Raw genomic sequence first — 17,077 nt, forward strand, 5'->3', positions numbered from 1 at the left:
TGAGGTATCCGGATGACAAATGCCCGCCCCCGTGCATTAACCCTTGCAGTGGCCATTGCCATCGGCTCTTCCATCATGGCAACTCAGGCACTGGCGACACGCAGACTTCAGACAAAATTTGTCGGTATTCAGGACAATGGACAAGTGCAGCTCTTCCGGAGTAATGTCATAGTTAAACCAACTCTTGATGATAACCAGCAGCCAATACCTAAATCCTTTACCACCACCTACCCTGATATGTCTCATTTCAGTGACGACTATATCTTTCCTACTTTTATAGGCGTTCTTCCTGGCATCAACGAGGGCGTTTCCATTGTTGATCTGTTTGAAACAGATGAGAATAGCGTTGCTCAGAAATACACCAGAACCCTGAAGGTGGGTGATGAGGGCGTCTTCAGGTTCACCCATAACCTTGAAGAAGAAGAACTGGTCATTGAAGTCAGGGCCGGAATGACCGATCGGGATTCAGTTGCCGCTGTGCTTGAGCAAATGGAAGGCTTCGAATCACTGGAACCCTTAACAAAAACTGCCTCACCCTACATACTGGACGAAGTGCTCGTAGCTGCCGGAAACAGGGCAGGAAAACTCGGCACAAGTGATCATTATGTTGCCCTTGCCACCATTGAAGTAGACAAGGTTGCAGTGAATGGGCGCACCTTCATGCGTCTTGTCGCTGCAGGCGACCAGCCCCCTGACCTGCAGCGTCTGGGTCAGTCACTCTTTGTCAATGATGATGTTCTGCTGGCAGCCGCCACCTCTGCCTATTTTCAGGTTCATGTACTGGAACGGGATATACAACAGCAGGCTCTTAATGAACTGTTAGCACACAGCAAACCGGTCGGATATGTTGTGCACGTCGAAGATGACACGCGAGCTTACCCTGTACCTGCCGGCTATCCAAAGCTGGAAGTAACAGAAGCGCCGGGGGAGGTTATTGTGTTCAAGAGTTATTCACAGTATCCGACCAATGTCGCTTTTATAGAAACCCTCCTTAAATTCTGGCGAGAAGATGATGGTAAAAACCTGCCTGATGCAATAAAAACACAGGTTAAAAGCTATGAAACCAGATACTACCAGTACATCATCCGGAGCAGGCAGATGGCAGTGCTGGAGGAGATGGCTGCAAAACACGAACATCACGATGGTGAATTTAGCCTGTATCCAATGGCGATGCTTGCATACTATGAATATCTCCAGCAGGCATTGACCAGTGCTACTCCCGATAGTGCCTCTCAATTTGAATTCGCATTGGAACACATCACAACAGCTGCATCTGTCATCACGCCATCCTGGTTACATTTTCAACTCGAAAAACACTTCGGCTTCAAGCCTGTACTTGGAAATCTTCTGACTAAGCATCGCTTTATTGACACGTTAATACCTGTTGTCGGCGTAATCAACAAAGAGCAATCCGATGCTTTTGGGAACGACGAAGCCTTTGCTGGCAAAGTCATTAGCGACATAGCCAGACAGCTGCCTGAAATGTACAACTTAATGGAGGAGCTACATATAAAAGAAGCCAAAATCCTGGAGATCAACAATGAGTTGCAGCATGCAGTGGATACGCAGGTTGCTGGAGTAAAGGAAAAATTCGAAGCACTGGAAATCAAGGTACGAATCAATGATGAGCTTGAAAAGCTCCGTTTCAAACTGGCATCCCTGAAAGACCAGGAACAGAAACTTCGGCAGGAAAGTAAACGACTTCCAGCCCTGGAACAACAATTTCATAATGCCAGAAATGTTTACAATTCTGAAAAAGCAGCAAAGCTTGGCATAGTTGACTGGGATGATTCCCTGCCACTAGAAGAGCAAGCCAGACGAATCATAGAAAGAATTAATGACATCTTCGCAGCAGTTATCGCAACAGAACCGCGTCAGCAAGAAACTGTAGAACCCAGTCTGACGGCTATTGAACGTCAGCCCCGTATTATTCCAGAAAATGAAAACCATCCGGATGCCCGCTCTCAATCCCTTTCACAGTACCTGAAGCAGCAAGCAGCTGAGGTCGAGCAGGAAAATTTTCAGCAACGAAGCATCAGAACAGAAGCCGAAAAAATAGCGGCAACCAAAGCTCGCTTTGCAACCCTTGCCGAACATTTAAACATTCAGGATTTTGATGGCAATGCAGATATTGACGTTCAGCTGGAATGCCTGCTTGATAAAATCGAGACAATGGCTGCGCAACAAAAAAGCCTGCTGCAAATAGTTGAGACATTGAATGATCAATTGGATATAGAGAATTCTTATACCAGGGCCAGAAAAGCTGCTCTGACAGCCGTTTCAGGTATTGAGCTGAGTGGAGACAGCACGCCAGAAGACCGCAAGACACTGGAATCAAGGGTAAACTTCCAGCTCCACAGGCTTGCAGAACTGGAAGCAGAACTGGAAGCAGAACTGCAAGACATCATAACCCCTGGCCACCCCAGAGCCAGGCCTGAAGTAATTGAGACACTGAGATCCGCAGAAAATGTCCTTGAGATGAATGACGTTGATGAAAACGATGGTGAGTACCTCCGTCGTGATGCCATTTCTGAGAAAATTCAGACATACATTGCAGAAACCAGCCAGAGGGCAGAGCAACAAGCGCTGGTTGCTCTGAAAACCGCAGAAGAAATACTCAAGATCAATGTCAACGAAGCTGATGACAAAGCAATCCGACTTGAAAGGGTTTGTACAAAACTTGACAACAATGGTGTTTCGCAAGCCACGCTGGATACCATAGAGCAAACCCTCTGCAAAGAAGACATCACACCTGCCGACCAAAGGGATCTGCAACGCGAGAAGCTTCATCGGCGTCTTACTTTTCATGTCCAGGAGCCGGACAGGCAAGCCAGAAGACAACAGAAAAAGCTGCTTATAGCAATAGAAGAGAAACTGCAGGTCGACTCCGTTGTAAAAAATGAGGCTATAGAAAAGGGTAAAGCCTTCCTCGCCAGGCTGGCCAATGATCTGGGGGTGAAATATGAAAACGATGCTCACATGACTTACAACAAGTATCAAATTAGCGAAAAAATTATGGCATTAATGGACGAAGTTGACGAAGCCTATGTCCATGGGGATGTCAGAAGAAACAGAAACAATGAAATTGCTCATCAACTCAACATTGACGACTATAAAGATGACGCCACCATAGAAGACCAAAACATTCTAATCAGTAAAAAACTGCAACAGCTGGATCAAAAAGTATACCAGGCAGGTTTTGCTGAGGTTAATGAGCATATCACGGCCATTGAGAATGAGCTTGACAGGCAAATGGCCCGGCTGGGACCAAAACCCCGATACGTTCTTGATCGTGCAGTAGCCAGAGCCGAGCAAGCAGTAGAAAAAGCTAAAAGTGAGCTGGGGTCTGCTTATCAAAAACGGGATGCTATTGATGTCACACAGCTTTTGCTTAGCTTGAACCCTGTTGTCCGCCAAGGAATCTTGGATGAAGAAAAAGAAGCTCTCAATCAGGCAATAAAACAACTTCAGGTCGAGTGGGGTCAGACTGCAAGTGATGAGCAAACCCTTGAAGAGCGAGCAAAGGACTTCAAGCACTTCCTTTTAGAGCGAAAAAAAACCGTAAAACATTTCCTGCGGAGTTTCAAAGGAAGTCGAGATGAAATCGCTGAGAAAGTGAAAGCCAGAATAGATCATGAAACTCAGACAACAGATGACACCATTTTACTGAAACAAGCTTATTCCTCCATTCATTCTGACGGCAATTATAGAGACAGGATTATTCACAAAGCAATCGATGAAATCGATGAGGTATTGGATGAACAGACTTTAATCAGGAAAAAGTACGCTGATGTCACAGTATTCCTGAATGAGCACGACAGGAAAAGTATGGAATTGACCAATACCCGCCTTGAAGAGGGGAATGCGCAGGAGGGTCTGGTTGCTAAAAGACAGGAGATTATCCATTCCGGAGACATGGAGCCGGGTTCAGCCCTGAAGCAGAAAAGTGAAGCTGTATCAAAAGCAGAAGTCGCTCTGAGGGATTATCATAAAAAAGCTCTTGAAACCGTCGAAGAAGCCGTGGGTCTTAAACCAGACGCTACTGCCCCCCTGGAACAACGGATTGATGCCCTGAGAAACAGACAGTTACAACTGGGCAGTGAAAACGTTATCAGCGACAAGGTCCGGCAACTGATTCAGAAAAGGGCCTCCCTGGATGGTGAAATTGCAACCAGGAAAGCACACATTGAGAGAATGAAGGCTGCCCTGGAGGCTGCCCAGAAAGCCGTCGAAAATCAAGGCGGTCCCTTCCAGTACACGCCGAAGCAGGCAAAAGTTCTGGACGCTATCCAGACATTCACGTGGCAACAACCTCTCAAACGACAAGCTCTGCAAGCCGCAATGGGTCTGGCAGTAATAAACGGTAAGACAATACCCCATCTTCCGGATTTCAATTTTGACGATGAATTCGCGCCCATTCACTTGCAGACAGTGGTCGAAGACTTAACGTTTAAACAGGCCAGTCGGATTGTGGAAGTCTTCAAGACCCTGAAGAGGGATTACCCGGCCTACCCTTCCGAGCCTGCGGAAGATCAGCCTGTGAATATTCTGGAAGAAGTCCAGAATCTGGTACATAGAGCCAAGCATGAGATGGAAACAGGAGCACCAGAATACGATGACGAAATTTACGCCATCGGCTTAGCAAGCATTCACTTCGTCGAGCGTGAACCAGAGGACCTGAAAAGCAGCTTCTCGGAATACTTCGCTACCCATTCTGCCACCGGTAACAAGATCATAGCTCTGCTGCGTGAAGGTCTGATCAGTCAGGTTGAACTTGAGAACTACGTGAAGGCCATCAGGGGCGCCTATGGTTATCAGACAGTGGCAGAATTTGAGCACTTCCTTGGCTACAAGCACGGCGTCAATGTGCCTCACTTCAAAGATGCCGTCCAGATGCTGTCCGACACGGCTGCCAGGGAATTCATGCAGGATGCCTTTACGCCTGTGACAGCAACTGGCCCGGTGGCTATGAAAGCGTCGGTTGCCGACATGACAGAGTACGCTGCTGCAGTCATCGCCAACTATGTTCTTGACGATATTGCTTTTGACAATGGCCGCAGGACGGCAGCTTTCCTGACCAATGTTAAGGACACCCTGACACCTTACGCCAATGCTGCCGGAATATCTGAATCAGAACTGATCCGGGTTATTCATGGCACCTTGAAGCAGGCTCATGCTGCAGCGGTTGAACAGCAACTCAATGATTACTGGGTCAAACCTTCAGCCGCTCTGGTACAGGCTTTTACCTGGTACTTCTCGAGCTACAAACCGCTACTGGTAGCCCATAACGCCTGGCAGGCTAACTTACTCTCCCTCTCAAACATGTCGTTACTCTATCTTCTGGATCTGACCAACAGGGGGGATTACCTGCACAGGATGCTGACACCTTTCCAGCACTGGTTGCAACACTACGGTATTGATCTTGACCGAACCTTCCAATATTCCGAACACAATGACATTGAACAAGTCTCTGAAGTCGCAGGGCTGACAATGCCATTGGGCAAGGCCGCTTCCTCAGTCATTCTGCTGAGAACCGGCTCTATGCTGTTTGCCAGACAGTACAACGCCAACCCCCTCATGTATCGCAGCCTTTCCCGTCTGGTACCCGAAATAGTGAAATCCATGGGTTCCGGACAAGGGTTTCAGGTGCCGCTGCTGAACAGGGTGACACCACAAAAAGTGAAAACCCTGGCCTCTGCCACAGCCGGTCTGGTGCTGGGTCCGGTAGCCACTGTCGGAGCATACGTTCACGGTCTGGTATCCGGGTTTACCTACGCTAAAACCTTCGGCTTCGCTCTGGCATCGAGTCTCACTTACGACTTTTTTATGAACGACAACAAGATGCTCACTCAATGGCTGGGTGGACCTCTGGGTCGTAGCCTTGACAGGATTAATCGCTGGCGAGGCGTCGGTGAAACGCAGGACGATTATGTGAAACGTACGGCCATTGCCACACCTCAGCGCTATGTTGAAACCGATGAAGAGTACGCAAGCCGAGTCAAGGCAAATAACACCATGTATGGCTGGACTCTGCACGAAAATTATCTGCAGTTCCGTGAACGCCGTGATCGCACCATGAAACTGTTTGAGAATGGCTGGGAGAAATACTTCAGGGAAAAAGTGCCTAAATGGTCATTTTCCCATGCAGAAAGTATTCCTTACTCCTACACTCTGGGTGCCTTCTATGAGCAGCAACAGGGCGATGATCAGAAAGTTCAGGGTCATGACAAGAGAAATACTCCTCAATCAAGCTTTCCACTTGCCGCCCCGGCAGACCACCCTGATTGAAAGCTGCTTTCACTCCGGTTGTGGTAATCACTTTTCACGGTAATAAGAGTACCCAGCTCTGAGGCAGCAGAATGACAAATGCCCGCCCCAATTCATTAAGACTTGCAGTGGCAATTGCAATCAGCTCTTCCATTGCTGCTACACAGGCAGTGGCCGATCGCAGGTTACAAGTCAGGTCTGTCGATATTCAGGGCACTGGACATGTGGAATTTACCCAGAGTGAGATCATAGTTAAGCCAACTTTGGGGAATGACCAGCAGCCTATACCCAAATCCTTTACAACCACCTACCCTGATCTGACTCGGGCAAGAGCAGGCTATAGGGTTCCTTCTGAAGGTTTCACGGATGTGCTTTCTGGCATTGAGGGCAGCGTTTCCAGTGTTGACGAGTTTGAAACAGACGAAAATTATGCTGCTCTGAAGTACACCAAAGTCCTGAAGGTTGGCAATGAGGGGGTATTCAGGTTCAGCCATAACCTTGAAGACGACAAACTGGTCATTGAAGTCAGAAACGGAATGACCCTTCTGGATTCAATTGCGGCTGTTCGTGCGCAATCAGGTGATATCCAACCATTAGAACCGTTAACAAAAATCGCCAGCCCACAACAACTGACCGGATTACTCAGAGGCGCGAATGAAAGAGCAGGAAACCTTGGCGAAGTTAATCATTATGTTGCCCTTGCCACCATTGAAGTAGATGACGTGAAAGTGAACGGGCGCACCTTCATGCGTCTTATCGCAGCGGGCGATGAGCCTCCCGGGTTGCAGCGCCTGGGTCAATCGCTCTTTGTCAATGATGAGGCACTTTTCGCGGCAGCCACCTCTGCTTATACCCAGGTTCATGTTCTGGGGAAAGATTTACAACAGGAAGCCCTGAATGATCTGTTTTCATATCATCCACCCGTCGGCTATGTTGTCAACGTTGAGGATGACACAAAGGTTTATCCGGTGCCTGCTGGTTATCCGAAACTGGAAGTGACTGAGGCTCCGGGTGAAACTATTGTGTTCCATGGTCAGAAACATAATCCGGCCGATATCGCATTTGTGGATGGCCTTTACGACACCTGGGCGAAAGGATTTGCCTGCACCTCCTCCTCTGAAACAGCAGTAAAGGTTAAAAAAGACAAGGTCAAAAGCTACCAGTACACCATTCGAAGCAGGCAGATGGCACTGCTGGAAGAGTTAGCTGCAGGGCACAATGCTAAACCTGACGGAGGTGGACAAACGACGCTTGCTTACGAAGATGAACTGAGAACACTGTCATACTATGAATATCTCCAGCAGGCATTGTTAACCAGTGCTACTTCCGATGGAGTGGATGAATTTGAACTCACAATAGGACACATCGAGGTCACTTCATCGGTCGTCACGCCAACCTGGATTCATAATCAACTCGAAAAACACTTCAGCTTCAAGCCTGCACTTGGAAATCTTCTGACTAACCCGTTATTTATTCAGAATATTCTGAAAGTGATACCGGATGGCAGTCATACCGATCAGGCACAGACCGATGTTCCCGGGGACTTGGAAAAGTTTACTTCCAAAGTCATGAGAGATATTTCCAGACAGCTGATTGAGGTGGAAAGCCAACTGGAAGCCCAGCAGACACAAGAAAGACAAATGATCCAGCTTAGAGTCCACTTAAAACACGCCACGGAGAAAGACGCTGCCACCGAAACGGAAAAACCCTTAGCAATTGTGCTCAATCAGGGAATTGAGAATGGGCTTGCAGAGACCCGAAAAGCGATAGGAGAACTGCAAAACCAGTTAAATAAACTTCAGCAGGAAATCAAACGAACGCCAAAGCTGGAACAACAACTTTGTGATGCCAGAGAAGAGGCCAGAAAAACTTACAACAGCCGAAGGGCAGTAGAACTGGGTATTGATGACTGGGATGATACCCAACCACTCGAAGAACAAGCCAGATGCATCGAAAAAAGAATTGATCAAATCCATCAGACGGGGGTCGCAGCAATTACTGGAAAAGGACCGTTTTATGAAGAAGCTGTAAAAGTAACATATGCAGCCATTAAAGGCCGTTTTGGTCCTATCCTGAGCGATGAAATCGATCAGGGAACCCTCTTTCAGTATATGCAACGACATCTGCAACGGAATACAGACCCCATCGATGAAGAGATTCGGCTGGCTGAAATTGAAGAAGAGTTCGGTCTGACTCCGAAAAGCGAAAACGACCTGGAAGCCCGTCACCAGGAAATTCTGCAGTACCTTCACGAGAAGGCGATTAAGCTCATTCAACAACCTGATCAGAATCGACAAGAGCAGGAAGAACAGAAAAACCCGTTACAAAAACTTCAGCAGATAACCGATCGAATTACAGCGCCGAAACAACAAACTCATGATGCCAGAGCAGATGCCATAAAAGCTCTCAATGCTCAAACGACAGAGGACCCCGGTATTGATGACCAGGACAATACCCGGCCACCAGAAAAAAAAGCCAGGCTTATCAACCAGAAAATTCATGAAATCAGGCAACCGGTTACCACAACATCAATTGCCCCAACGCCGGTTAGCACAGCGCCGGTTAGCTCAACAGCAGTTGCCGCAACGATGGTTGCCGCAACATCAACTGCTGCAACAGCACACTCTGGGGAAGTCACCACACTGGACAACCGCGCCATCCTGGAGTCGACAATAAGAGACAAGCTCTCCAGAATTAAAGAGCTGGAAGAACAACTGGAAGACATCAGAACACCAGGCCACCCCAGAGCCATGCCTGAAGTACTCAAGATATTGAGTGACGTAGAAGAAGCCATGGAGATACATGACCCCAATCAAAACGACGATGTGTATCTCCGTCGCCAGTCTATTTCTGAAGAAATGCAGGAATTCATCACAAAATCAAGAGAGTGGGCAGAGGAAAAAGCTGAGGACCTGCTGGAAGCCATAGAAGAAGTATTTAACATCGAAATCGATGAAGATGATGACAATGCAGCAAGACTTGCCAGGGTTCGTGCAAGGCTCAATGACGATAATATCCCGGAGTACATGCGGGATAAACTACAAAATATCTGGCAGACAGACAACCTGCGTGTGGCCTTTGAACTTGTGTACTTCAAAGAAGATCCCGAACCTGAAAGCCCTGATGCTCATATTATCTTTTCTCGTGGGAAGCAAAGGCGGCCAAAATGGCTTGATATGCTTCGCAGGTGTCTTACCTATAAAGTCGAAGAGGTCGATAAGCGAGCCATTGAAGGATATGGCTATTATCCTGATCTTACCGACGCAGAACGCAAACTGAAAATCTGCTCTGATCAAAACGTTGCAGCTAAAGAAAGAGGTCTGGCATTGACTGCAAAACTGGCCAGAGACCTGGAGGTAACCTTTGCAGAAAACCATGTCAGCCTGCTGCGTCGCCAGAAGTCTGTTCTGAGAGCAAAAATCCGTGAATTACTGAATCAAGTTCACAAAAACTATGATGATGAAGTTGCCAAAAGAGCCTGGAACAATGAAATGGCTCATCAACTCAACATTAAAGACTATCAAGATGATGCCATTATCGACCTCCAGACCGATCTGATTGATGAAAAACTCCGACAGTTGGATGTTGAAGTTTTTAAGGCGGGTGAGCCTGACGTTTATGAGCGTGTAGCCGTCATTGAGAATGAGCTTGACAGGCAAATGGCCCGCCTGGGACCTAAGCCCCGATATGTTCTTGATCGTGAGGTGGCCAGCGCCAGAGAGGAAATAGAATGGGTTGAAAGTGTGCTGAAGTTAAAACTGGCTACTCTTCGTCGCGATCAGAAGTTGTGTGAAGGGAGCCGCACTGACCTTCAGGTTCAGTTGGAAGCTGAGATTGAAACCAGGAAAGCAGACATTGACAGACTGAAAGTAGTCCTGGCGATTGCGGAGAAAACGGTCGAAAATGACGGTGGCCCCTTCCAGTACACACCGAAACAGGTAAAAGTTCTGGACGCCATCCACACATTCATGCAGCAGCACCCTCTCAGGAAACAGGCTCTGGAAGTCGCAATAGGCCTGGAAGTATTTGCAGCAAACAGCAAGAGGCTGGTATATCTCAAGGGTTTCGATTTTGACGATGAATTTGCAACCATCCTCTTGCAGGCAGAGGTTGGCAAAGATCTGACGTTTGACCAGGCCAGCCGGGTAGTGGAATTCTTCAAAAGTCTGAAGAGGAACTTCCCGGTAAACCCCTCAGAGCCTTCAGAAGATCGGCACGTGAATATCCTGGAAGAAATTCAGAATCTGGTTCACAGAGCACGGAATGAGATAAAAACAGGGGCTCAACAATACGACGACCTGATTAAAAGAACAGGCTCAGCAGGTATTCACTCCGTCGAGCATGAACCGGTTGACCTGAAAGGCTTCTCGGAATACTTCGCCAGCCATTCTGCCACTGGTAACAAGATCATCACTCTGCTGCGTGAAGGTCTGATCAGCAAGGTTGAACTTGAGAACTACATAAAAGCCGTCAAAAGAATCGACAGTTATCAGACAGTGGATGAATTTAAACACTTTCTTGGTTACCAACATGGCGTCAGATTGTCTGGGTTCGAGAGCCATGTCTGGAAACTGTCCGATGAGGGTGCTGAGGCACTTATGCAGCGTGCCTTTATGCCTGTGACCGTGATGGCATCCGGTCCGGCGGGAATGAAAGAATCGGTTGTCGGCATGCAAGAGTACGCAGCGGCAGTCATCGCCAACTACGTGCTTGACGATATTGCCTTTGATAATGGCCGCAGGACAGCAGCTTTCCTGAGCCATGTTCAGGATACCCTGACACCTTATGCCAATGCTGCCGACCCGTCTGAATCAGACCTGATCAAGGTTATCCATAACGCATTGATGCAGGCCCATGCCGCAGCGGTTGAGCAGCAGCTAAAGGATTACTGGGTCAAACCTTCTGCCTTCCTGGTACAGGCTGTCGCCTGGTACTTCTCCAGCTACAAACCGTTACTGGCGACTCATACTGCCTCGCAGGCTACCACGCTGTCCCTCTCAAACATGGCGTTCCTCTATTTGCTGGACCTGACCAACAGGGGGGATTATCTGCACAGAATGCTCACACCTTTCCAGCACTGGCTGGAACGCTACCGAGTTGATCTTGACCGAACCGGCCAATATGCCTATCACAGTGGCATTGAACAAATCTCTGAAGTGGGCGGACTGGCCATGCCATTAGGTAAAGCTGCATCCTCAGTCATTCTGCTGAAAACCGGCTCTATGCTGTTTGCCAGACAGCACAACGCCAACCCCCGGAGGTATCGCAGTATTTCCCGTCTGGTGCCCGAAATAGTGAAATCCATGGGTTCCGGACAAGGGGTTCAGGTACCGCTGCTACACAGAGTGACACCACAAAAAGTAAAAACTCTGGCTTCTGCCACCGCCGGGCTTGTGCTGGGTCCGGTAGCCACTGTCGGAGCATACGCCCATGGTCTTATATCCGGGTTCACCTATGCCCAAACCTTCGGATTCGCCCTGGCGTCGAGTCTCACTTTCGACTTTTTTATGAACGACAACAAGATGCTCACTCAATGGCTGGCTGGACCTCTTGGACGCAGTCTTGACAAAATTAATCGCTGGCGGGGTCTTGGCGAAACGGACGATGCGTATTTAAAACGTACCGCTATTGCATCACCTCAGGGCTTCAGTGAAACCGATGAAGAGTATGCAAGCCGCGTTAAAGCAAACAACAGGATGTATGGCTGGACGCGACACGAAAATTATCTGCAATTTCGTGAACGCCGTGATCGCACCATAAAACTGTTTGCGGATGGCTGGGAGAAATACTTCAGGGAAAATGTACCTAAATGGTCGTTCTCTCATACAGAAAGTATTCCTTACTCCTACACTCTGGGTGTCTTCTTCGAGTCATTCGGCAGCTCTGAGGTAGTAGAATGACAAATGTTCGCCCCAATGCGTTAAGACTTGCAGTGGCCGTTGCAATCAGCTCTTCCATCATTACTGCACAGGCAATGGCCGATCGCCGACTGCAGACAAGATCTTTCGGTATTTATGCCAAAATACCTGTGGAGTTTACCCAGCGCGAGGTCATAGTTCAGCCAACTGTAGGTGACGACCGGCAGCCAATACCCAAATCTTTCACAACCATCTACCCTTACCAGACTCAGACCGTAGCGGGCTATCATTTTCCTTATGAGTGCTTCACGGATGTTCTTCCCGGCATTGATGGCGGCGTTTCCAGCGTTGATCAGTTTGAAACAGGCAAGAATGACGCTGCTCAGAAATACACCAAAGTCCTGAAGGTGGGTGATGAGGGGGTCTTCAGGTTCATCCATAACCTTGCAGAAAAGAAACTGGTCATTGAAGTCAGAAACGGAATGACCGATCAGGGCTCCATTGAGATTGTTCGAACTCAGTCAGGTGACATCCAACCATTAGATCCGTTAACAAAAATCGCCAGCCCCGAACAACTGGCTGCAGTGCTGAAGGGGGCCCATGGAAGAGCAGGAAAGCTTGGCGAAGTTGATGACTATGTTGCCCTTGCCACAGTTGAAGTAGACCGGGTTGAAGTGAATGGGCGTACCTTCATGCGTCTTGTCGCTGTCGGCGATCAACCTCCCAGGCTGCAGCGTCTGGGTCAAACGCTCTTTATCAATGATGAAGCACTTTTAGCAGCAGCTTCCTCTGCCTATACCCAGGTTCATGTTCTGGGAAAAGAATTACAACAGGAAGCTCTGAACGATCTGTTATCATTCCATAAACCCGTCGGATACGTTATACACGTCGAGGATGACACACAGGCTTATGCTGTGCCTGAGAATTGTCCAAAACTGGAAGTGACTGAGGCTCAGGGAGAGGTTATTGTTTTCCATGGTCAGAAGCAGAACCCGGCTGATGTCGCTTTTGTAGAGCTTCTGTATGACATCTGGTTGCAATGGTATGACTGCAATTGCCCCCCTTCTGAAGCAATAACACGAGTTAAAAAAGACAAAGTCAAAAGCTACCAAAACATCATTCGAGGCAAGCAGATGGCACTGCTGGAGAGGATAGCTGAACAGCACAATCCTGAACCTGGCAAAGATGAAAAAACGACACTTGCCATCAAAAAGAAACTGTCAATGTTCTCATACGAACAGCAGCTGACGACGCTTTTATACTATGAATATCTTCAGCAGGCGTTGACCGTTGCTATGCAAGATGGAGCAGATGAATTTGACCTCTCAATAGGACAGATTAAAGTCACTTCATCGATCTTCACGCCTGCCTTGATGTTTAATCAACTCGAAAAAAACTTCAGCTTTAAACCTGCACTGGAAAATCTTCTGAATAACCAGCGCTTTATTCAGGACATTCATGACCTGATGCCTGCTTACAATCGTATCAACCAAGAGCTGGGTGATACTCGTGAGACTAAAAAAAAGCTTGTTTTCAAGGTCGGAAGCGAGACTACCAGACAGATAATTGAGACGGAAAACAATCAGAAAATATTGCTGTTAAAAGAATACGGTCTCACCCATCTTAGACGGCAAGTGCTGTTTAAAATAGAAAAAACCACTACCAGTGAAAAAGAACATCTCAGAATAGCTCAACTCAAAAAACGAATTGATGATGAGCTTATGCAGCTTCGTTATGAGCAGCAACAACAGAACAACCTGTTACAGAAACTTCAGCCGGAAGTTGAACGATTTCCAGAGCAGAAACAACAAATGCGTTTTGACCTGACAACAGCTCGCAACGCTCAAATGGCGGCAGAGCTTGGTATTGATGACTGGGATGATATCCAGCCATTTAGAGAACAAGACCGACTCATCAAAAAAAAAGTGCTCAAAATCAACCAATTGGTTGCCGCACTATTTGCCGTAACAGGGCAGTCTGATGAAGAAGCTGTCAAAGCAAAAGCGGTAGCCACTGAAGGCGAGTGCAGTATTGTTTCGATCGATGAAAACGGTCTGGGTTACCTTCAGTTCATTCGACAACTGCTGCAACAAGACATACAAGTAACCAATGAGAAAGTCCCTAAAAGACTGGCTGTCTTTGAAGTCAGGCAGCTGGAAGCTCAGAGTGATCAACAACCTGTTCAGCAACAGAGCACCAGAACGAAACTTCAGCAGAAAGTCGAACGAATTCCAGAGCTGGAGCGACAGACTCATGATGCAACAACAGACACCACAAAAGTTCGCAACGCTCAACTGGCAGCAGAGCCTGGTATTGATGACCGGGATGATACCCGACTACCCGAAGAACAAACCAGACTCATCAGAAAAAGAACGAATAAAATCAGGCAATTGATACACGCAACAGCACTGCCTGATGAAGAAGCTGTAAAAGCAAAAACACCGGCCACAGAAGGCAAGCGAGATATAACTTCGGTCAATAAAGGTGACCTGCGTATCCTTCAGTCCTTTAAACAATACCTGCAACAAAAGAAAGAACTAACCGAGCGGATAATCCATAAGAAGCTGGCTCACATTGAAGTTCAGCTCGGTCTGGTTCCGGATATCGAAAAGGACCCGGAAATCCGTTGCCAGGCCATTCATCAACACCTCAGGTTACAGGGCCTTCAGATGGCAAAAGAAATGACAGAACGGAGAAACTGGTTAAAGAGTCTTCAGGAGCAAACCGATCGAATCCCACCTATGAAAAGAGTAATTAGTGTCGCTGTAGAAGAAATCAGTCAAGATTACATCACTCAAATGGTGGCAAAGCTTGGTATTGATAAACGGGATGGTACCCAGCCACCAGAAAAACAAGCCAGACTCAGCCACCAGAACATTCATGAAATCAGTCAACCTGTTACCCCGGCATCGATTGCCCCAACATCGATTGCCCCAACACCGGTTGTCGCAACACCGGTTACCCCCACACCGGTTGCCGCACACTCAGGCATGCAGGATTTTGATGCTCAGACAGATTCTTTCAGCCATGCCAGAAAAGACACACAGCTATACGACGATGAAATTCTGGACATGAACTCAGCAGCCATTCATTACGTTGAACATGAGCCAGAAGATCTGAAAAGCTTCATGGAATACTTCTCTGCCCGTTCTGCCAGTGGCAACAAGATCATCACTTTGCTCCATGAAGGGCTGATCAGCAAGGTTGAACTTGAAAACTACATGAAGGCCGCCAGAGATGTCGGCGGTTACGAGATTGAGCAGGAATTTGAGCACTTCCTTGGCCATAAACACGACATGGGGGTGGCTGAGTTCAAATCCGTTATCCAGATGCTGTCAGAAAAAGGTATCGAGGAATTCATACAGACTGCCCTCACTCCTGTGACCGCAACCGCTCCGGCAGGTATGAAAGAGTCTGTTACCGGCACGAAGGAGTACGCAGCTGCGGTCATTGCCAACTACATTCTTGACGATATTGCCTTTGACAATGGCCGCAGGACAGCAGCTTTCCTGACCCATCTTCAGGATACCCTGACACCTCACGCCAATGCGGCCGGAATATCTGAATCAGAACTGATCCAGACTATCCATGGCACATTGATGCAGGCTCATGCTGCCGCAGTTGAGCAGCAGCTCAATGATTACTGGCTCAAGCCTTCAGCCTTCCTGCTGCAGGCAGTGACCTGGTACTACTCCAGCTACAAACCACTACTGGTGACTCATACCGCCTCGCAGGCTACCACGCAGTCCCTTGCAAACATGTCATTCCTCTATCTGCTGGACCTGACCAACAGAGGTGATTATCTGCACAGAATGCTCACACCTTTCCAGCACTGGTTGGAACGATACGGTGTAGATCTTGACCGAACCGGACAATATGCCTGCCACGGCAGGATTGAAAAAATCTCTGAAGTGGGCGGACTGGCCATGCCATTGGGTAAAGCCGCAGCCTCAGTCATTCTGCTGAAAACCGGCTCCATGTTATTTGCCCGACAGCACAATGCCAATCCTCATAGGTATCGCAGTATTTCCCGTCTGGTGCCTGAAATAGTGAAATCCATGGGCTCAGGACAGGGAGTTCAGATTCCGCTGCTACACAGAGTGACACCACAAAAAGTAAAAACTCTGGCTTCTGCCACCGCCGGTCTGGTGCTGGGTCCGGTAGCCACTGTCGGTGCATACGCCCACGGCCTTGTATCCGGGTTTACCTTCGCCCAAACCTTCGGACTCACACTGGCGTCGAGTCTGACTTTCGACTTTTTTATGAACGACAACAAGATGCTTAGTCAATGGCTGGGTGGGCCTCTGGGTCGTAGTCTTGACAAGATGAATCGCTGGACAGGCCTGGGTGAAACGCAGGATGAATATGTGCAACGTGCCGCTATTGCCTCGCCTCAGCACTTCAATGAAACCGATGCCGCCTATACGAATCGTGTTAAAGCGAGCAACAGAATGCATGGCTGGACGCGTTACGAAAATTACCTGCAGTTCCGTGAACGCCGGGATCGTACCATGAAGCTGTTTGCCGATGGCTGGGAGAAATACTTCAGGGAAAATGTGCCTAAATGGTCATTCTCCCACTCAGAAAGTATTCCTTACTCTTACTTGCTGGGTGCCTTCTTCGAGCCAAAAGCAGCGCTGACTGATCACAAGGTTGAGAAGTTCGATCATGACAAGAATACCCGCGACGAACTTTGATATCAGAAACCAGAGGATGCCCCCCTTCATAACTATCCAAATGGAACCAGTATCAGGGACTACATACTGGTTTCTTTCAGAATGGGCTATCGGCTAAATTCACTCACCAGCTTAACGTATTTGCCACTGTGAACTAAATTCACTCAACAGCTTACCGCCACAACCATGAACGATTGACAGCCTTGAGCGATTGACAGCCTTGAGCGATTAAAAATCGCTACCTCTCCCGGTGTGAAAATCGCTTTTCACGGTACT

3 protein-coding genes are annotated in these 17,077 nt (G+C 48.0%); all 3 read left to right on the forward strand.

The features are described 5' to 3' along the window. Nucleotides 1–12: 12 nt before the first annotated feature. The 3 genes from ACOMG9_RS17065 to ACOMG9_RS17075 all read left to right on the forward strand — a co-directional run bounded on the left by ACOMG9_RS17065 (nt 13) and on the right by ACOMG9_RS17075 (nt 16,822). Nucleotides 13–6,288, forward strand: coding sequence for a hypothetical protein (locus tag ACOMG9_RS17065; RefSeq protein ID WP_448217778.1), 6,276 nt, complete (start codon nt 13–15; stop codon nt 6,286–6,288). 71 nt (nt 6,289–6,359) lie between these two features. Next, complete coding sequence (locus ACOMG9_RS17070) at nt 6,360–12,167, forward strand: AAA family ATPase (RefSeq protein WP_448217779.1); 5,808 nt, start codon at nt 6,360–6,362, stop codon at nt 12,165–12,167. Next, on the forward strand, nt 12,164–16,822 hold the full coding sequence (locus tag ACOMG9_RS17075) for a hypothetical protein (RefSeq protein WP_448217780.1): 4,659 nt from the start codon (nt 12,164–12,166) through the stop codon (nt 16,820–16,822). The genes ACOMG9_RS17070 and ACOMG9_RS17075 overlap by 4 nt, the downstream gene beginning before the upstream one ends. The last annotated feature ends 255 nt before the right edge of the window (nt 16,823–17,077 follow it).

This window comes from Endozoicomonas sp. PH6C, from assembly GCF_059322965.1.

Bases quoted from the DNA above. Each gene is read 5' to 3' on its own strand.
- ACOMG9_RS17070 (WP_448217779.1), top strand. From the start codon at position 6,360: ATGACAAATGCCCGCCCCAATTCATTAAGACTTGCAGTGGCAATTGCA.
- ACOMG9_RS17075 (WP_448217780.1), top strand. From the start codon at position 12,164: ATGACAAATGTTCGCCCCAATGCGTTAAGACTTGCAGTGGCCGTTGCA.
- ACOMG9_RS17065 (WP_448217778.1), top strand. From the start codon at position 13: ATGACAAATGCCCGCCCCCGTGCATTAACCCTTGCAGTGGCCATTGCC.